The 19,283-nt window shown below is 29.6% G+C and carries 16 protein-coding genes; 11 read left to right on the top strand and 5 right to left on the bottom strand.

Annotated features, from left to right (window positions below; all coding sequences use genetic code 11):
* Positions 1-143: 143 nt before the first annotated feature.
* The 4 genes from arsC to gatB are packed head-to-tail and all read left to right on the top strand — an operon-like array spanning position 144 to position 3,705.
* Positions 144-491 carry an arsenate reductase (glutaredoxin) gene (gene arsC / locus HOH73_03255; GenBank protein MBT5827875.1) on the top strand — a complete coding sequence of 116 codons (348 nt, stop codon included), beginning with the start codon at positions 144-146 and terminating at the stop codon, positions 489-491.
* Entirely contained in the window at positions 484-771 is a 288-nt protein-coding gene (gatC, locus tag HOH73_03250; protein MBT5827874.1) for an Asp-tRNA(Asn)/Glu-tRNA(Gln) amidotransferase subunit GatC, read from the top strand. The genes arsC and gatC overlap by 8 nt, the downstream gene beginning before the upstream one ends.
* Positions 771-2,252, top strand: coding sequence for an Asp-tRNA(Asn)/Glu-tRNA(Gln) amidotransferase subunit GatA (gatA, locus tag HOH73_03245; GenBank protein MBT5827873.1), 1,482 nt, complete (start codon positions 771-773; stop codon positions 2,250-2,252). The genes gatC and gatA overlap by 1 nt, the downstream gene beginning before the upstream one ends.
* A gap of 4 nt (positions 2,253-2,256) precedes the next feature.
* A complete protein-coding gene (gene gatB, locus HOH73_03240) occupies positions 2,257-3,705 on the top strand; it encodes an Asp-tRNA(Asn)/Glu-tRNA(Gln) amidotransferase subunit GatB (protein MBT5827872.1) in 1,449 nt (482 codons plus the stop codon).
* A gap of 280 nt (positions 3,706-3,985) precedes the next feature.
* Here the strand turns inward: gatB and HOH73_03235 are convergent, their stop codons facing one another.
* Positions 3,986-5,962, bottom strand: coding sequence for a lytic transglycosylase domain-containing protein (locus HOH73_03235; protein MBT5827871.1), 1,977 nt, complete (start codon positions 5,960-5,962; stop codon positions 3,986-3,988).
* Between the two features lie 85 nt (positions 5,963-6,047).
* On the opposite strand from HOH73_03235, the gene HOH73_03230 reads away from it, so the two are divergent.
* Positions 6,048-6,845, top strand: a complete 798-nt coding sequence (locus HOH73_03230) for a prolipoprotein diacylglyceryl transferase (GenBank protein ID MBT5827870.1) — start codon at positions 6,048-6,050, stop codon at positions 6,843-6,845.
* Positions 6,817-7,866 (top strand): class I SAM-dependent methyltransferase, encoded by a 1,050-nt coding sequence (locus HOH73_03225; protein MBT5827869.1) that lies wholly within the window; start codon positions 6,817-6,819, stop codon positions 7,864-7,866. Before HOH73_03230 ends, HOH73_03225 begins: the two co-directional genes overlap by 29 nt.
* Before the next feature lie 155 nt (positions 7,867-8,021).
* Here HOH73_03225 and atpC read toward each other — a convergent pair whose 3' ends face one another.
* Both atpC and atpD read right to left on the bottom strand, forming a co-directional pair.
* Positions 8,022-8,426: an ATP synthase F1 subunit epsilon gene (atpC, locus tag HOH73_03220; GenBank protein ID MBT5827868.1), complete on the bottom strand. Its 405-nt coding sequence runs from the start codon at positions 8,424-8,426 to the stop codon at positions 8,022-8,024.
* An 18-nt stretch (positions 8,427-8,444) separates the two neighbouring features.
* Positions 8,445-9,869: a F0F1 ATP synthase subunit beta gene (gene atpD, locus HOH73_03215; protein MBT5827867.1), complete on the bottom strand. Its 1,425-nt coding sequence runs from the start codon at positions 9,867-9,869 to the stop codon at positions 8,445-8,447.
* A 159-nt stretch (positions 9,870-10,028) separates the two neighbouring features.
* On the opposite strand from atpD, the gene petA reads away from it, so the two are divergent.
* Genes petA through HOH73_03200 form a run of 3 tightly spaced genes read left to right on the top strand, consistent with a single transcriptional unit; the run spans position 10,029 to position 12,583 of the window.
* Positions 10,029-10,589, top strand: a complete 561-nt coding sequence (gene petA, locus HOH73_03210; GenBank protein ID MBT5827866.1) for a ubiquinol-cytochrome c reductase iron-sulfur subunit — start codon at positions 10,029-10,031, stop codon at positions 10,587-10,589.
* A 2-nt stretch (positions 10,590-10,591) separates the two neighbouring features.
* Positions 10,592-11,821, top strand: coding sequence for a cytochrome b (locus HOH73_03205; GenBank protein MBT5827865.1), 1,230 nt, complete (start codon positions 10,592-10,594; stop codon positions 11,819-11,821).
* Between the two features lie 9 nt (positions 11,822-11,830).
* Positions 11,831-12,583, top strand: a complete 753-nt coding sequence (locus HOH73_03200) for a cytochrome c1 (GenBank protein MBT5827864.1) — start codon at positions 11,831-11,833, stop codon at positions 12,581-12,583.
* 708 nt (positions 12,584-13,291) lie between these two features.
* On the opposite strand, the gene rnhA is transcribed toward HOH73_03200, so the two are convergent.
* A complete protein-coding gene (gene rnhA, locus HOH73_03195) occupies positions 13,292-13,732 on the bottom strand; it encodes a ribonuclease HI (GenBank protein MBT5827863.1) in 441 nt (146 codons plus the stop codon).
* Between the two features lie 42 nt (positions 13,733-13,774).
* On the opposite strand from rnhA, the gene HOH73_03190 reads away from it, so the two are divergent.
* A complete protein-coding gene (locus tag HOH73_03190; GenBank protein MBT5827862.1) occupies positions 13,775-14,419 on the top strand; it encodes a prepilin-type N-terminal cleavage/methylation domain-containing protein in 645 nt (214 codons plus the stop codon).
* Here the strand turns inward: HOH73_03190 and HOH73_03185 are convergent, their stop codons facing one another.
* Positions 14,420-15,385: a homoserine kinase gene (locus HOH73_03185; protein ID MBT5827861.1), complete on the bottom strand. Its 966-nt coding sequence runs from the start codon at positions 15,383-15,385 to the stop codon at positions 14,420-14,422. It abuts the gene before it with no gap.
* Between the two features lie 114 nt (positions 15,386-15,499).
* On the opposite strand from HOH73_03185, the gene HOH73_03180 reads away from it, so the two are divergent.
* On the top strand, positions 15,500-18,682 hold the full coding sequence (locus HOH73_03180) for a UvrD-helicase domain-containing protein (protein MBT5827860.1): 3,183 nt from the start codon (positions 15,500-15,502) through the stop codon (positions 18,680-18,682).
* Positions 18,683-19,283 lie beyond the last annotated feature (601 nt).

Raw genomic sequence — 19,283 nt, 5'->3', positions numbered from 1 at the left:
TTTGGTGTTTTAATTGGGACTTATTCTTCGATATTTATTGCAACTATTACCATTAAGCAAAAAGCTAAGAAAATATTATAGTAATATCTAATATTGATTGACTAAAGCTGTAAAATTGCTAGTAATTAGATTTTATCAAAACTATGAGAATATACCATAATCCTAGATGTTCAAAATCAAGAATTGCGCTTGAATATCTTAAAGAATCGGGCTTAAATTTTGAAGTAATAGAATATTTGAAGAATATTCCAACAATTACTGAATTAGAGGATATTTTGGATAAGCTTAATATTTCAGCGCGGGAATTACTTAGAACATCAGAGCAAGATTATAAGCTTAATAATTTAGCTCTAGACACACATAGTGAGGCTGAATTATTGGCTTTTATGGTTAAATATCCTAAATTAATTGAAAGACCAATAATTGTAAAAAACAAAAAGGCTTGCATTGCAAGGCCATTAGAAAATTTAAAAAGGTTATTAAATGAGTAAAGTAACAGAAGATCAAGTAAAGAAAATAGCAAAATTAGCACGAATTTCGTTAGCTAATGATAATTTGCTAGATTTATCGGAAAATATTTCAAACATAGTAACATGGGTTGAGAGTTTAAACGAAATAGATACTGATAATGTAGAACCAATGATGGCAATAGAAAATGATTTAGCTATGCGCGCTGATGACATAGCAGATGATAATATATCAGATGATATTTTGGCTAATGCTCCTTTGAGTAAACTTAACTTTTTTGCTGTACCTAAATTTGTAGAATAATGACTAATATAACTAAACTTACTATCTCTCAGTTGAGAAAAGGCTTACTTGCAAAAGATTTTTCTGCTAAGGAATTAACAGCTGCTTATATTGATAATATCAAGCAGAAAGATAAACATATTAATTCCTATATAGAAGTCACCGAAGAAAAAGCATATAAAATGGCGGCTGAATCTGATTTAAAGATAGCTAAGAATGAAGCAAGGCCTCTAGAAGCTATACCCTTTGGGATTAAGGATTTATATTGTACAAAAAATATTAAAACTCAGGCATGTTCTAAAATTTTAGATGGTTTTACACCAAAATATGAATCAACTGTAACTGATAATCTTTGGCAAGATGGTGCTATTTTATTAGGTAAGTTAAATATGGATGAGTTTGCTATGGGCTCTACTAACAAAAATAGTGCTTTTGGTAATGTGGTTAATCCCTTAAAGTCTGCAAATTCTGCTAAAAAACTAGTACCGGGTGGCTCTTCTGGAGGTTCGGCAGCTGCGGTAGCTGCTGATTTGTGCGCAGCATCCTTAGGAAGTGATACAGGTGGTTCAGTAAGGCAGCCAGCTTCATTTACAGGTTTGGTTGGTTTAAAACCAACATATGGTAGATGTTCAAGATGGGGCATGATAGCTTATGCTAGTTCCTTAGATCAGGCGGGTCATTTTTCTAAGACAGTGGAGGACTCGGCATTAATTTTAAATTCCACTAGTTCTTATGACAAGAAAGATTCTACTTCGGCAAATGTAGCAAGTGAGGATTTTACGAGAAAATTAGGAGCTGGAGTGAAGGGCTTGAAAATTGGTGTGGCAGCAGAATATGTGATGGAGGGTATGAATGAAGACATACAAAAATCATATAATGAAACAGTAAATTTACTTAAAAACTTAGGTGCCAAAATAGTAGAGATCTCATTACCACATACTATTTATGGTGCCCCTGCTTATTATATTATTAGCACAGCTGAAGCTTCATCTAATTTAGCTAGATATGATGGGGTGAAATATGGTATAAGAGAATATGCAGAAGGAGATTCATTGGATGATATGTATGCTAAGAGCAGAGCATCTGGCTTTGGAGCTGAGGTTAAGCGTAGAATTATGCTTGGTACTTATGTATTATCATCTGGTTATTATGACGCATATTATAAAAAGGCACAAAAGGTTAGGAGATTATTTGCGAATGACTTTAATAGTGCGTTTGCTCAGGTTGATGCAATTATTACACCAACTACGCCAAACACAGCTTTTGGTATAGAAGATAAGCCAACTTTAATTGAGACATATTATAACGATATTTTTACTGTGCCTGCAAATTTAGCAGGTTTACCAGCAATTTCTGTGCCAGTTGGGGTAGATAAAAATAACTTACCAATAGGGGTGCAATTGATGGCGCCAAGATTTCAGGAAGCTGAATTATTAAAAATTGCTAATAATATAGAAAAAGAAGTTGCTTTTAAGCGAGATAATTTAAATTACATTATATAAAATCATGGCTACATATAAAACTGAGAAAAACGAATATGAGATAGTTATTGGTGTTGAAATTCACGCACAGATTAATACTAAATCGAAATTATTTTCACATAGCAGTACTGAGTTTGGTGCTAAGCCAAATAGTCAGGTTTCTTTTGTTGACGCAGCTATGCCTGGCATGTTGCCTGTGTTAAATAAGGAAGCGATAAAAAAAGCAGCTCTTACTGGCTTTGCTATAGAAGCTAAAGTTAATGAGTATTCAATTTTTGACCGTAAAAACTATTTTTACGCTGATTTACCGCAAGGATATCAAATTTCTCAATTTTCAGACCCATTAGTTACTGGTGGTAAAATCAAAATTAAGGATGAGCATGATAATAACAAAATAATCAATATCACTAGAATCCATGTTGAGCAAGATGCAGGGAAATCTATACATGATCAAAGCCCTACCCATAGCTTTGTTGACTTAAATAGATCGGGTGTTCCATTAATGGAGCTAGTTTCAGAACCAGAACTTTCAAGTGCTTTTGAGGCAGCTGATTTTGTGAAAAAATATCGCAATATATTACGCTATATTAATAGTTGTGGTGGTGATATGGAAAAAGGACAATTGAGATGTGACGCAAATATAAGTCTTCGTTTAGTTGGTTGTGAAGAGCTTGGCACTAGATGTGAAATAAAAAATTTAAATTCAACTAGAAATATTATGCTTGCAATTGATTATGAAGTAGCAAGACAAGCAAAATTACTCGATAATGGTGAGCAGGTTAGGCAACAAACTAGATTATTTGATGTAAATACTGGAGAAACGAGAATGATGCGTGACAAAGAAGATGCGCATGATTACAGATATTTTCCTGATCCTGATTTATTACCATTAAGATTATCAAAAGAATTTTTACAAGAAGTAAAAGACTCGCTGCCTGAATTGCCAGAGCAGAAAAAAGCTAGATATTTGGCTGAAGAAATAACAGAATATGATGCAGATGTATTAATTTCAGATAAGGATGTAACTAATTATTTTGAGGAGCTATTTGGTAATTGTAATACTAAATTAGCAGTTACATGGCTTACTGGCGAATTATTTGCTCGTTTAAAAAAAGATGAGTTAAATATAAATGAATCACCAGTTACTGCTAAAATGCTACTTGGCTTAATTAAGCAGATAGAGGAGAATATAATTTCTGGTAAAATAGCTAAAGATGTCTTAGATAAAATGATTCTTACAGGTAAAGATGCTAAAGATATTATTGCAGCTGAAGGGTTAGTGCAGATTACAGATGATTCTGCTATTATTGCAATTATAACTGAGGTTATTGCTAATAACGCAGATAAAGTGGCAGAATATAAAAGTGGCAAAGATAGATTATTTGGTTTTTTTGTAGGTCAAGTAATGAAAATTTCTAAAGGTAAAGCAAATCCTGCCTTAGTTAATAAATTATTAAAAGAAGAATTAGCATAATTATTAGTTTTTAATTTTACTATAATTTAAGGCTATGTTTGATTAGGCTAAAACTTATAATATTATTTAAGTATACAAGATAGTGAAAGACAAATTAAAGTCTGCTTTAGTTAATAAGCTATTGAAAGAAGAAGGAGCATAATTATTAGTTTTGATTTCACTATAATTTAAGGCTATGTTTTTGATTAAGCTAAAACTTATAATATTATTTAAGTTTACAAGTTTACCAAGTGAGAAGTTAAATAGAGACTTTATTAATATATTAATAAAAAGAAAGAGCTTAATTACTTGGTTTTAATTTTGGTGCAGGAAATTCTTGTATTTTCTGATTAAGTAAATGTTGGTAAATTACTGAGTTTTCTATAATTCTTTGTACGTAGTTTCTGGTCTCAGAGAAAGTGATTTGTTCAACCCAATCAATGGCTTGATGAATATCGTTGGACTGACTAGGGTCACCATTTTCTTTTAGCCATCTTCTAGTGTTTTTAGGTCCTGCATTATATGAGGCAATAGCAACTATATATGAATTGTTGAATTTTTTTAAGAGGGAATTAATATAATAAGCGCCTAAAGTTATGTTATATTTGGCGTTAGTTTGTAATTTGTTTTTACTATATTTGATGTTGAGTTTTTTTGCTACTTGCTTTGCTGTTGCTGGCATTAACTGCATAAAACCAACTGCGCCAGCTTTACTTACTGCATTATTACTAAAACCACTTTCTTGTTTGATAATAGACATGATAAGAGCGTAATTACCTACATTATAAGTGCTAGGCAAATTATTTATAAGGGGGTAATTTGCTAAAGTTATAACATTAAATCTAGTCGCATATCTTGCTATCTTGTTAATAATTTCTTGGTTATTACTATAGCTTGAAAGAGAAATAATTGTACTTATCAATTGCTCATCTTCATTTTTTATAATCAAATTTTTAAAAAACAATTCAGCTTCTTCATCTTTTTTAAGAGCCGAAAAATAAAGAGCAATTCTAGCTTTTTCCTCCGTTTTGATGTAATTTTGTAATTCCTCTGCTGAAGTTAGGTGAAATTCCGGTAATTTAATCATAATTTGCTTCTCTAATTCTAACAGAGCCATTTGACCATAATATGTGCTGTTATAGTTACTTGCTTCTTGATACCATTTTTTTGCTAAATCAAATTGCAAAGATGCATCATATGCTCTAGCAAGCCAATATGCGCCTCTAGATAAACTGATTGCGAATTTTACATTATTATACATACGCTTGAAATGCTTTATTGCTAGTTCGGGTTGTTGTAAAAATCTTAGTGCTAGCCAGCCAGAAAACCATTCTAATTCTATATAAGCATGATTAGTTTCAGTAATTTGATGATTAGCTACTATTTCATATGCTTCTTGATATTTTTGTTTTTTTAACAAATATCTAGCATTTCTTATACGCTTATTATGCCATTTTTCAGGATTTTCTAGATAATTTAGCTTAGAAATATGATTATATATTTTTTCATCTTTGTCATGACGCTCATACCAATTAACTAAATCGAAAATAAAATCAGCATTATTTTGTAATTGAGGGGTTACAGTTTTTATTTTTTTTAGCGCTTTGCGTTGATTTTCAATTAATGCTATTCTTGCTTTGAAAAAATATTGATAATCTAAATGCAAATATTTTAACAATTTTTTAGCTGTATTTACTTGTTTATCTCTAAGTAAATTATTTATTTTAAGAATTATAATGTTCTTATTAACTAAATTATCATTTATGTAATGGTCTAATTTTTTTTCTGGAAAATTATTATGTAGAAAATATTTTCGCTGCAAAGAGGTTTTGATATCCTCTTGAAAGGAGCTATTTATATTTTCTAATGATTTTTGCAAAAATAATTGAAAGGATTTTTCTGTACTAGGAAAATCATCATTATAAAATTTTAAAACATGTTGCGTAGGTATTTTCTTAGATATATTTCTTTCCATAATTTTTCTAATTCTATCTTGAACTGGAAAATTTTTATGATTAATTAAAAACTCCATAGATCTTTTGGGCTCTATTACATAATTATCATAGAGAGAAAGCCAGATAATCATTTTTTCTATAGCAGGATCTTGGCAAAAATTACTAACAGTTAAAGCCTCATTTACTCGATAATTTTCGAGTAATTTGAATGCGTCTTCGGCACAAATAAGGTTTTCCTCGCTAATTAATTCAGAAATATTTGCTTTAGCAAATAAATTTGCGTTTAGAAAAATTATTAATAGCGTATAAATTAGATGTTTCATCTATAATATATCTTGCAGTATTTGGTATTATAATGATTATATGGTTATATAATTTAATCTAAAGTTTTATAAAAAATATTTTACTATGTACATACATAATTTAGAGCCAATTATCTTTAATTTAGGGCCAATTGCGATTAGGTGGTACTCTATGGCTTATATTGCAAGTTTTATCCTCGGCTTTTATTATATAATGTTTTTGGTACGAAAATTCAGCCTAAAAATTACAGATAAAAAAGATTTAGAAGATTTAATTTTTAATATAATTTGCGGTATTATTATTGGGGGCAGGTTGGGCTATGTTATATTTTATAATTTAGATTATTATTTCTTTAATTTCATTGAAGTGTTTTATATTTGGCAGGGTGGTATGTCTTTTCATGGGGGCTTAATTGGTTTTACTTTAGCTGTTTTATATCATGCGCAGAAAAAACAAAAATCATTTTTACAATATATGGATATTTTATCATTGGCCGTACCTATAGGGCTTTTCTTTGGTAGAATAGCAAATTTTATTAATGGCGAATTATATGGAAGAGCAACTGAGGTAAAGTGGGCAGTTATTTTTCCACATGCTGGCATGATAGCTAGGCACCCAAGTCAATTATATGAGGCTTTTTTAGAGGGTTTATTTAGCTTTTTTATTTTATATCTTGCCTATAAGAAACCTTTTTTTAGATTGTCATATGGTAGGGTTACCGGTTTGTTTTTATTACTTTATAGCATGTCTAGAATCATAATTGAGTGCTTTAGAGAGCCAGATAGCCATATTGGTTATTTGAGTGATATTTTTACAATGGGGCAAATTCTATCACTACCAATGCTAATTTTAGGTTTTTATTTAGTTTTTTATAATGGAAAATATTCTAAGCAAAAAAATTAAACAAAATATTTTAAATTTTGGTCCCATCTCTATTGCAGAATTCATGCAAAATATATTATTTGATCAAGAGAGTGGTTATTACATTAAGGAAAACCCGTTTGGGGCAGAAGGTGATTTTATCACAGCGCCAGAGATTAGTCAGGTTTTTGGTGAAATATTAGCTGCTTATATTATATATTATTGGCAAAATATTGGTAAACCCCAAGAATTTACGATAATTGAGTTGGGTCCTGGTAGAGCTGAGTTGATGAGTGATGTTTTAAGAACATTAAAAACAAAAGCAGAATTATATAAAATATTAGAGGTTAATTTAATAGAGCTAAGCCCTAAATTACGCAAAATACAGCAAGAAAAACTTAGTGTTTTTGATGTGAAAATCACCCATTATGAAGATATCTCTAATCTTGCAAATAAACCTAGCTTTATATTAGCTAATGAATTTTTTGATGCTTTACCAATAACACAATATCAATATCAAGATTATAATTGGCATGAGCGTAAAATAGCTTTAGATAAGCAGCGTAATTTTACCTTCATTTTAGAGAAAAACCATCATAAGATTAATTTGGAATTGGGTAGCTTAGAGGCAAAAAATAATGATATATATGAAGTATGTTACCCAGCTTTAAATATGATGGAGGATATTGCAAAATTTTTAAAGTTAAGTAAATCTGCGGCAATATTTATAGATTATGGTTATATAGAAAAGCAATTTGGCGACAGTTTGCAAGCGTTAAAAAAACATAAATATTATGATGTTTTTAAATCATTAGGCACAGCAGATCTTACTGCTCATGTGGATTTTTCAGCATTGGCCAAGATTGTAAATAATAATAATTTACCTTGTAATTTAAGCACGCAAAGAGAATTTTTTACAATGTTAGGTTTTAGAGAAAGAAGTAGAGCTTTAGCTAATAACTCCAATCAACATAAGCAAAAAAAATTACAAATTGCAGAAGATAGAATTTTAGCAAAAGAACAAATGGGCGAATTATTTAAAGTAATGTTAATTAATGCATAAAATTAACTAAACCTAAAAATATCGGCACATAATAGACTAAGATAGTTAGGAGTAATAACTTTAATGTAAGAAAGAGTGATGCTTTATTTTAGAAAGCAAAACTTAACTTAGAAATACGAATAAATTAGGCTTTTATAATATAAATAATATAAATATTATAAAAGTTCTTTAATAGTTAGAATATCATTTAAGGATTGCTGCTCTTTATTTAGAGCTTCGTCATCACCTATCTTAACATAATTGCTAATGTTATTTTGTAATTCTGATATTTTGTTAGTGATAAATTCATTATGGTATTTTTCTTTGCTGATAACTTCTTCAACAAGAATAATTGCTTCGTTATTTGAAAAATTTAAAACACCACTATTTATGATAATTTTCTTAGCAACCACACCATTAAGATAAATATTTATTTGTCCTGCTTTTAAGCTTGCTAAGATTGGAACATGATCTTTTAAAATGGCTAGCTCACCTTCAAAACTAGGTAAAGTAACCATTTCAAACTCATCTTCTAAAAACACTTCTCTAGGTGTAACAATTTTTAATTTTATTGTAGTCATAACTTAATTTAAAATTACTTAAGCCGCTTTACTAGATAATTTTTCAGCCTTTTCTAAAGCTTCATTAATAGAGCCAACCATGTAAAATGCATTTTCTGGTAAGTGATCATATTTACCGGAGCAAATATCGGCGAATCCTCTAATCGTATCTTCAAGTGCTACAAATTTACCAGGCATACCTGTAAATATTTCTGCAACATGAAATGGTTGTGATAGAAATTTTTGAATTTTACGCGCTCTATTCACTAAAAGTTTATCTTCCTCAGACAACTCATCCATACCTAAAATTGCAATAATATCTTGTAGCGATTTGTAAGTTTGTAATATTTTTTGTACGGCTCTTGCTGTATTATAATGCTCATCTCCTAAAATTCTTGGATCTAAGATTTGAGATGTAGAATCAAGAGGATCAACAGCAGGGTAAATGCCTAATTCAGCTATTTGTCTTGATAATACAGTAGTTGCACCTAAATGGGCGAAAGAAGTAGCAGGCGCCGGGTCTGTTAAATCATCGGCAGGTACATAAATAGCTTGCACAGAAGTTATTGAACCATTTTTAGTTGAAGTTATTCTTTCTTGCATTTGACCCATATCTGTTGCAAGAGTAGGTTGGTAACCAACAGCCGATGGAATTCTGCCAAGCAAAGCGGATACTTCAGAACCTGCTTGCGTAAATCTAAAGACGTTATCAACAAAAAATAACACGTCTTGACCACCTTGATCACGGAATTTTTCTGCAATTGTAAGTCCAGTCAATGCAACTCTTGCTCTAGCTCCTGGAGGCTCATTCATTTGGCCATAAACAAGAGCAGCTTTTGATTTAGTTAAATCTTCTGTATTTATTACGCCAGATTCGATCATTTCATGATAAAGATCATTTCCTTCTCTGGTTCTTTCACCAACACCAGCAAAAACTGAGTAGCCTCCGTGGCCTTTAGCAATATTATTAATTAATTCCATTATTAAAACGGTTTTTCCAACTCCAGCTCCACCAAAAAGACCAATTTTACCTCCTTTAGAATATGGTGCTAATAAATCTACTACTTTAATACCAGTTGTTAAAATTTCTGTATCGGTTGCTTGTTCTGAAAAGCCAGGCGCTTCATTGTGAATAGATGCTGTTTTTTCTTGGCTAATTGGTCCCAACTCATCAATTGGTTCACCAATAACATTCAGAATTCTTCCAAGTGTAGCATCTCCAACTGGAACAGTTATAGGTTTATTTGTGTCTATTACTTCAGTTCCTCGCTGTAAACCTTCTGTAGAATCCATGGCAATCGCTCTAATTGTGTTTTCGCCTGTATGTTGAGCTACTTCTAGAATGATTTTTTTTCCGTTATTTGTAGTTTCTAAAGCATTTAAAATCTTTGGTAGATTTCCATCTTTAAATTTTACATCAACTACAGCTGATATTACTTGTGTTATTGTTCCTTTATTGACCATTTTGACTATATTAATATATATGATTTGGCAAAATATACATAGAAGTTGATTTACTTGCAAGTCTATTTTTTACTTATTTAAATCATAATATTTGCTCTGATTTTTTCTTGCAATTTAGTGGGGCTAAAATTATAATTGGTTAAAATTTGTACGTAAAATATGGGTAAAAACACCAAAACAGATAAGATTAAAGCTACAGAAAGTGAGAATGTAGATGGAGAAAAAAGAGATTTTGTAGTGCTTGCCGCAACAGCTATGGCTGGTGTTGGCGCAGCATCTGTTGCTGTGCCTTTTGTGCATTCAATGAATCCTGCTAAAGATGTAAAGGCTTTAGCTTCTATTGAAGTTGACATTTCTGGTTTAGAGTCGGGTGATGAGATGAAAGTTAAATGGCGAGGCAAGCCAGTCTTTATTAAAAGGAGAAGCGAGGCAGAGCTTGCTGAGGCTAGAGAAGTTGACATAAATTCTTTAATTGACCCTCAAACTGATGAGGAAAGAGTTAAAAAAGGTAAAGAAGAATATTTAATAGTTCTAGGAGTATGCACTCATTTGGGTTGCGTACCATTAGGTAAAGGTTCTGGTGATTATAATGCTTGGTTTTGTCCATGTCATGGTTCTCACTATGATATATCAGGGCGAATTAGAAAGGGTCCTGCTCCTAAAAACCTGATAGTCCCTGAATATAATTTTGTAACAGATAAAGTAATTAAAATCGGATAAATATGGCAAATAAAGATATAAAACCATTAAAACTAGGAGTTGTCACAGGCTGGATAGATGAAAGATTACCAGTTTTTTCTTATGTTTATGAGCATTTAGCACAATATAGAACTCCTAAAAACTTAAGTTATTTTTGGAATTTTGGTTCATTAGCAGGTATTGCATTAGTTATACAGATTGTAACTGGAATATTCTTATCAATGCATTATACACCACATGCAGATCATGCTTTTGACTCAGTTGAACATATTATGCGTGATGTTAATTATGGTTGGTTAATTAGATATATTCACGCGGTTGGAGCTTCTATGTTTTTTGTAGTGGTTTATGCTCACATCGCTAGAGGTTTGTTTTTTGGTTCTTATAAAAAGCCACGAGAAATTATCTGGTTTTTTGGTATATTTATATTTTTAAGTATGATGGCGACTGCTTTTCTAGGTTATGTTTTACCTTGGGGACAAATGAGTTTTTGGGGAGCTACGGTAATTACTAATTTATTTTCTGCTATTCCAGTTATTGGTGATTCAATCGTAACATGGCTTTGGGGTGGTTACTCGGTTGATAACCCAACTTTAAATCGTTTTTTCTCCTTACATTACTTATTACCATTTATTATAGTTGGCTTGGTTGTGATTCACATCATTGCGTTACATGTACCTGGTTCAAGTAATCCTACTGGTGTTGAGGTAAAGACCAAGAAAGACACGGTGCCTTTTCATCCATATTACACGATCAAAGATATGTTTGGTCTTGGCATATTCTTGTTGATATTTGCTTATTTTGTCTTTTTTAAGCCAAATGCATTAGGTCACCCAGATAATTACATACCGGCTAATCCGTTAGTTACACCGGCTCACATTGTGCCTGAATGGTATTTCTTACCTTTTTATGCAATTTTGCGTGCTATACCAGACAAGCTTGGTGGGGTAACTGCGATGTTTGCTTCTATTTTGATTTTATTTGCCTTACCTTGGTTAGATAAAGCAAAGACTAGAAGTGGTTATTACAGACCTTTCTTTAAATGGTTTTACATAATATTTATTTTAAATTTTGCGTTACTGGGTTATTTGGGTGCGCAATCTGCAGATGGTATTTTTGTCATAGCTTCTAGAATTTCTACTATTTATTACTTTTCTTATTTCTTATTTATCTTACCAATGTTAAATAAATATGAGCAACCATTACCGCTTCCTGCTTCCATAGATGAGCATTTTAAATCAAAACATAGTTAATATTATCTAATGAAAAAACTTATAATTTTTAATTTATTTTTACTGGCAAACTTTTCTTTACAGGCAGCAGGTTCATCTGAGAAGCTAATAGAGCGTGACTGGTCTTTTGAGGGTAAATTTGGTTCTTTTGATCGCCCATCAATTCAAAGGGGTTTTCAGGTTTATAAAGAAGTTTGCGCTGCATGTCATTCTATGAAAAGAGTATATTTCAGAAATTTAGAAGATATTGGTTTTTCTCCTGCTGAAATTAAAACATTAGCAGCTGAATATACTGTGATTGATGGTCCTGACGATGCTGGTGATATGTTTGAACGCAATGCTATAGCTTCAGACAAAATACCATCTCCATATCCAAATGAAAATGCAGCAAGAGCATCAAACGGAGGTGCATATCCGCCAGATTTGTCTTTAATGGTTAAATCTAGGCCAGATGGTGGTAATTATTTATATTCATTATTAAATGGTTATGTTAAGCCAGAGGAGGGGTTTAAGGTTCCGTCTGGCATGTATTACAATAAATATTATCCGGGCAAATTAATTGCGATGCCTATGCCACTAATGAATGGTCAGGTTGATTACATGGATGGCACTAATAACTCAGTTGAGCAAATGTCAGTTGATTTAGTCAATTTCTTACAATGGACAGCTGAACCAGAAATGGAAAAAAGAAACAAAATGGGTATACGTTCTTTATTATTTTTAATTGTATTTACGCTATTATTTTTTGTAGCAAAAAAACGAGTTTGGCGTGATGTTAAATAACTAAACCTTGCTTTATTAAAGTTAAGTTTAGTTGTGTTTGATTATATTATTAATTATCCTCAATAATATTCTTATTAAATTACAAAATTATCATATGACTTTTAGTTCTTTGAACATAAGCGGCAATTATTTCTTATAAAACTGAAATTTTAATTGAGTGGTGGTATATATTGCGTGGAAACCCACTTTTTTATTATTTTCATTATCATTATGTGCTTTAATAAAATAGTAGCTAATTTGATGTAATTAAGTTTAGTTAAATAATTTTATTTATAATGCTTTGTTCTTATTGGTTTTGACTGGAAGTGCCAATTATTTTTATAAAAGCTTTAAAGGTTAATTTTATTTTTCGCAGTTTAAATTGCGAGGAAACCCACTCTTTCATGATGTTTATTGCCATTATGTGTTTTATAAAATGGCAGTTAATTTGCTGTAATTAAGTTTAGTTAAATAATTTTATTTATAATGCTTTGTTCTTATTGGTTTTGACTGGAAGTGCCAATTATTTTTATAAAAGCTTTAAAGGTTAATTTTATTTTTCGCAGTTTGAATTTCGAGTAAACCCACTTTTTCATGATTTTTACTGCCATTATGTGTTTTAACAAAAAAGCAGTTAATTTGCTGTAATTTAGTTTAGTTAAATAATTTTATTTATAATGCTCTGTTCTTTTTGGTTTTAATTGCAGTGCTAATTATTTTTAGAGAAGCTTAAATATTAATTTTATTTTCTGCGGCATTTCTTGCGAGGAAATCCACTCTTTCATTATGTTCATTGCCATTATGCGCTTTAACCCAATGCCAATTAATTTGATGTAGCTTAGTTAAATTATATAATTCTTGCCATAATTCTTTATTTTTTACTGGTTTTTTGGTAGAGGAGCGCCAATCATTTTTTAGCCAGTTATGAATCCATTTAGTAATACCATCTCTTAAATAGGTGGAATCTGTATATAAATCTACATTACATTTGTTTTTTAATAATGCTAAAGCTTTAATTGCAGCTAATAATTCCATTTGATTATTAGTTGCATCACTTTGATATCCATATATTTCTTTTTTTGTTGCAGCATAAGATAAATGGGCTGCCCAGCCTCCTGAACCTGGGTTACCTAGGGATGAGCCATCTGTATATATGGTGACTTGCTTCATAATAATACTATAGTAAACTAAAACTAAAGTTATATTGATGTAATGAATAATCGGCAAGCATTTAGTTTAATTGAGATGACCATAGTTTTAACTATAATTGGTGTGATTTTTACTGGAGTTACTATTGGGCAAAAATTAATTAAAAATAATCAATTAAATCAGGTGATCTCGGAAGTAAGATTACATCATAGTAATATGGATATTTTTAAGTTAAAATTTGCTGCATATGCTGGAGATTATGCAGATGCAGCATTAATTTGGGGTAATGATTGTAATGATAATTCTTTGGGAAGTGATGAATGTAGTGGTGATGGTGATGATATAATTGCATGGTCGCTAATAAATGAGCAGGCAAATAGTTGGGCACATATTTACAGAGCAAAAATTAATAATAGTTTTTATCCTTTTGCTTCAGCGGACACTTGGCAAGATAATGTACCAGAATCTGCGTTAGATAATGGTAGTTTATATTTATTTACAAGTGATAATGGTAAAGTAATTTTACAGTTGCGTTCAAGGCAAGATGAATATAGTGCTTTAGCGCATATTGATGCATATTACATAGATAATAAAATAGATGATGGTTTGCTTGCAACAGGAAACATATATGGAGAATGCGGAGCTTCTATCACTACTTATGATAAAGATTATGGTGATGCTTTAGTTTGTGGTTTAAAGTTTTATTAATTAAATTTCTTCAAGAATTCTTGGCATTTCTGTAAAATTTAGCCAAAATTTTATTCGTTGTAAAAATTCATCAGGATTTTTTGCTATGTTATTAGAATTTTTTGGTTGATGAAATTTGTCATATATTCGGGTTAAATAGAATCTAAGGGCGGTTAACAGACAAAAATCATAAAGATATTTTTTATCTGCTGCGTTTAAAGGTTTTATGAAATTATAACCTTTGAGTAGTTTGTTTAGAAAGGTTAAATTAAAGTTTAACTTATCGTCAAAACACCAAGCATTAATGGTGGTTGCGATATCATAATTTATATAATCATGGCAGGAAAAATAAAAATCTATGACACCACAAATTTTATCTGCATTAACAAAAATATTATCAGGAAATAAATCAGCATGAATAATAGCTTTACTTAAATTTGTAAGATTATGTGATTTGAAGTTATTAATTATATTGATGCTTAGATTTTGCTCTTCATCTTGCAATAATCTTTTTAATTTTACAGTTTGGTATAATTTTTCTATACCATTTAAAGCAAAATCATTAGCTCTTTTTAAAGGAAATTTAGCAGTTAAATTATGCATTTGTCCTAACTTGTTACCTAAGTTAAAGAGGATATCATCATTTAGGGTAACATTCTCAGCTATATCTCCAGTTAGAAAAGAAATAATTACACCAGTTTTGGCTTTAAAGTTAAATATATAAGACTTATAATTTGCTAAAATCTTTGGCGAAGGAAATGAATTTTGTGCTAAGAAGTTCATAAGATCTATAAAAAAAGGTAAATCTTTGCGATTAACTCTTTTTTCAAAGATAGTAAGGATATATTTACCTGTTGTGGTCGTGAGCAAATAATTTGTATTTTCTACACCAGCACTAATTTCTGCAGCATTATCTAGGCTGCCTATTTTATAGTTATGTAAAATACTATTTATGTCATTATTGCTTAATTTAGTATAAACTGCCATTTAGATTTAATTATGAATATTTACTATTATATATTTTTTAAGCTATAACTTAGTTTGAGCTAAAAGTTAATTAATTTTAAAGGTATTTTTAGCTTCAATTATAAATTATTAATTATGCAAGTTTTATTAGATAAAAAAACTTCTATTTGGGTTTCTGCAAGTGCGGGTACGGGTAAAACAAAAGTTACTATAGATAGAATTTTAGCCTTATTGTTACAGGATGTAGAAGCAAGCAAAATACTAGCTATTACCTTTACTAATAAAGCAGCAGCAGAGATGTTGCAAAGACTAAGTGACTATATACAAAAATTAGCTAATTATAATGATGATGAATTAGTTAAGTTTTTAGAAGAATTTGGCTTAAGACATTTATTTTTTGGTGCAGAAAAGCTTACAAAATTAAAGTTAAAATTACAGCAGTTAAAATATCAGCAACATCAATTTAAAATTTTAACTATACATGCATTTTGTCAGAATATCTTAGAAACATATGCTTATGAAGCAAATATTAAAGAAAATTTTGAAATTATAGATGATAATTATGCTCAGCAATTACTGGCTATAGCTAAGGAAAGAATTTTTGCAAATGAAGAGTTTAAGCCAATTTTAGGCGAGTTAGTTAAGGAATATCATTATGATTATATAGACAGTATATTTGCGGATATCATTAAAAAAAGAACTGAAATTAAATATATATTATCATTTTATAAAGATTTTAATGCATATAAAAAATCTTTATTTGCCTTTTTTCAAATCAAGGAAGATGCTGATTATGAAAAAAATATTATATCTTCATTCAAAGCTGATCTAGATTTAGCTTTTTTGCAGAAATTAGCGCAGGAAATTAGTTTAAATGGCAGTGATAATGATAAAAAAAGATTAGTTAATTTAAAACTACTCATTAAAAATTTTAATGATTTAGATTTTAATTTATTCCAAAGTTACTTTTGTACGACTAAAAATGAGTTTAGAAAGAGTGTTGTTATAAAAAAAGTGGCCAAAAATATTACAGCTTATCAAGAGGTAATAAATTCATTTGCGAGTTCTTATAATGCTCATTACACAAAATTAAAGCAATATCAGGCTTTAGATTTAGCTGAAAATATAGCCTTAATTGCTAGATTATTGTTAGCTCATTACAATAAATTAAAGCAAGAAGAAAATGTTGTTGATTATAATGATATTATTTTGCTGGTTTTAAATTTGTTAAAAGATAAAAATCATAAAGATAATATTTTATATAATTACAATTTTGCTTTAGAGCATATTTTATTAGATGAAGCGCAAGATACTAGCCCATGGCAATGGCAAATTTTAGATTTATTATTAGAAGAGTTTTTTTCAACTAAAGAAAATAATCAAAATAATTTGGCTAGGTCATTTTTTATTGTAGGTGATGAAAAGCAATCAATCTATAGTTTTCAAGGAGCTGAGCATGAATTATTTCATAGGGTAAAATCTAAATATAAGCAAAAGCTAGAATTTATTGGAATGAATATGTCTATTATTAATTTAGAATATTCTTATCGCTCGGTTGCTGATATTTTAAGTTTTGTGGATAATTTTTCTAACCATAATTTAATTAAGGATAAGCTAGTTATAGATAAAATTGACATACAGCATAAATTAACCAGAGAAAATCAATGCGGGGCAGTTAATTTATGGCCTAAAATGGTGTTAAAAAAACCAGTTGAAGCAAAACATTATCATTATCCAGATAAATTTACAGTAAAGCAATCAGAGTTTAAAGGACAAGCAGATTTGATAGCAGCGGATATACAGTCAAAATTAGCTGATCAGGAATTAGCTTTAAAAGCTAGTGACATATTAATATTGGTTAGGGATAGGGGAAAAATATATTTAGAAATAATTAACTCCCTTAGAGAATATGGTATAAATTTTCAAAGTGATGAAAAATTTTCATTATTAGATAAAATAATTATCATGGATTTATTAGCGATAGTTAAATTTTGTTATGATAATAGTGATGATTTAAATTTGGCTGCATTGTTAAAGTCACCATTATTTAACTTAACAGAACAGGATATTTTTAACTTAAGTTATAAGCGCGCTGATAATTCAATTTTTGCTAATTTGTTAATAAATAAAGATTATAAAAATTCGCTAGCAACATTAAATGATTTAAAGGCTAAGTTTCATTTATTAGATTTAGAGGAGCTTTTCTCTTATATATTAGATAGTTTAGCTTTAAGGGAAAAATATTATCAAATATATGGTGCGTTAGCGGAGCAGCTAATCATGTTATTTTTAAATATAGCTAAAAACTTTAACAAACGCTCTAAAAATAAAAAAGAATTTCTAGAATTTATATATTCATATAAAATTAGTGCTAAAAACGAGATCCTTAAATCTAGTGAGTTAGTAACTATAATGACGATGCATCAAGCTAAAGGGTTGCAAGAAAAGGTAACTTATGTGGTGTTAAGTAGTAAAAAAAAGAAGAATAATACAGATTTTACTTTGTTAACTAATAAATATAACTATATTTTCCTTAAGCATTTGGATGTATTTGACGAAGTTAAGGAACTAATAAGGTCAAAAGAGCAAAATCAATTAAGTGAAGAAATAAGATTATTATATGTAGCTTTTACCAGAGCAAGAGACATATTAGAAATAGTGCCTTTTACAGAAGATTCTTCAAAAAATATTGATTGGTTATATGAAATATTACAGGAATTTTCCTCGCTAAAAGAGGTAAATAAATTAGCTGATTACAAAAACCCTGAGCTAAGCATAACAGAAAACACAATAAAAATAACAGAATATAATAGCGCTAATTTAGCCTTAAATCAAAAAGCAGAAACAGTAATAGAAAGTAAGTTAACAATTAACCAGAATAGAGATATTGGGATTGTTTATCATGATATTTTCAATTATTTAGTAAAGGGTGGTAAAATTGATGTTTTGGCAAAATTTATAGAGCAGAAAAAATACTTGTTACTTGCAAAAGAAAAGTTAGAAATTATCAAACAGGTTAAGAAAATATATAATGATGATGAATTAAATTATATTTTTAATGTTACTGGTTATGCGGAATTAGAATTAACTGGAAAATTTGCAGCTAAGTTAATTACAGGCCGAATTGATCGCTTAATTATTTCTGACCATATTATTGAAATAATAGACTATAAATATGAAACTGGTAATGAAATTAAAGCCAAATATTTTACGCAATTAGATAAATATGCAGCATTAGTTGCCGCAAATTTTACTTCAAACAAAAAAATAATAAAAAAAATATTGTTCATTAAAAGTAGAAAGCTAATCACCTTATAAATTTTCACTTAGTTAGTTGAGCATTATGAGCAAAATTTTACTTATAAATTAGATAAACTTAATAAAGCTTCTCAAAGTGTAATGGCTAATACCTAGTAACATTTAAAAGAATGATTTATTCAATTAGTTTTGATCAAATATTTTACTTTAAAATCGTAGAACTAGCTATTGCTAATGCAAAATTCTAAGGTAAGATTTATGGGTAGAAAATAGCAAAGGAGAATTAGTTTTATAGATGGTATTTGTTATTAATCCTATAATAAAAGATCTTGATTAGAGAGTTTTATGGGTAGCAAATAATATTTGCGCAAATTATAAGCTAATTACCTCATTTTTATTTTAAGATATATGTACAATATTTTTTTATTAAATTACATAAAGCATAAAATAATTTTAGCAAGGTAAGCAAGTTTTTTTGCTGTTTGGTTGCTTTTTATCTAAAAATTATGAGTAAAATTCATATAGAGTGTAAGGTTGTGGTAAAGTTAACAAAATATCTAAGCAAGTTAGTTAAGAATTATGATTAGATGATTAAAGTAATTTTATGTTTACAAAAATTTACCAAAAAACTTTAGATAAAGCTTTAGTTTATTAAGCTACA

It is taken from the genome of Alphaproteobacteria bacterium, from assembly GCA_018667735.1.
GTDB lineage: Bacteria > Pseudomonadota > Alphaproteobacteria > Rickettsiales > JABIRX01 > JABIRX01.
Note: the sequence above shows the minus strand (reverse complement) of the source record. Positions and strands in the feature narration are given on the sequence as shown.

Bases quoted from the DNA above. Each gene is read 5' to 3' on its own strand.
- arsC (MBT5827875.1), top strand. From the start codon at position 144: ATGAGAATATACCATAATCCTAGATGTTCAAAATCAAGAATTGCGCTT.
- gatC (MBT5827874.1), top strand. From the start codon at position 484: ATGAGTAAAGTAACAGAAGATCAAGTAAAGAAAATAGCAAAATTAGCA.
- gatA (MBT5827873.1), top strand. From the start codon at position 771: ATGACTAATATAACTAAACTTACTATCTCTCAGTTGAGAAAAGGCTTA.
- gatB (MBT5827872.1), top strand. From the start codon at position 2,257: ATGGCTACATATAAAACTGAGAAAAACGAATATGAGATAGTTATTGGT.
- HOH73_03235 (MBT5827871.1), bottom strand. From the start codon at position 5,962: ATGAAACATCTAATTTATACGCTATTAATAATTTTTCTAAACGCAAAT.
- HOH73_03230 (MBT5827870.1), top strand. From the start codon at position 6,048: ATGTACATACATAATTTAGAGCCAATTATCTTTAATTTAGGGCCAATT.
- HOH73_03225 (MBT5827869.1), top strand. From the start codon at position 6,817: ATGGAAAATATTCTAAGCAAAAAAATTAAACAAAATATTTTAAATTTT.
- atpC (MBT5827868.1), bottom strand. From the start codon at position 8,426: ATGACTACAATAAAATTAAAAATTGTTACACCTAGAGAAGTGTTTTTA.
- atpD (MBT5827867.1), bottom strand. From the start codon at position 9,869: ATGGTCAATAAAGGAACAATAACACAAGTAATATCAGCTGTAGTTGAT.
- petA (MBT5827866.1), top strand. From the start codon at position 10,029: ATGGGTAAAAACACCAAAACAGATAAGATTAAAGCTACAGAAAGTGAG.
- HOH73_03205 (MBT5827865.1), top strand. From the start codon at position 10,592: ATGGCAAATAAAGATATAAAACCATTAAAACTAGGAGTTGTCACAGGC.
- HOH73_03200 (MBT5827864.1), top strand. From the start codon at position 11,831: ATGAAAAAACTTATAATTTTTAATTTATTTTTACTGGCAAACTTTTCT.
- rnhA (MBT5827863.1), bottom strand. From the start codon at position 13,732: ATGAAGCAAGTCACCATATATACAGATGGCTCATCCCTAGGTAACCCA.
- HOH73_03190 (MBT5827862.1), top strand. From the start codon at position 13,775: ATGAATAATCGGCAAGCATTTAGTTTAATTGAGATGACCATAGTTTTA.
- HOH73_03185 (MBT5827861.1), bottom strand. From the start codon at position 15,385: ATGGCAGTTTATACTAAATTAAGCAATAATGACATAAATAGTATTTTA.
- HOH73_03180 (MBT5827860.1), top strand. From the start codon at position 15,500: ATGCAAGTTTTATTAGATAAAAAAACTTCTATTTGGGTTTCTGCAAGT.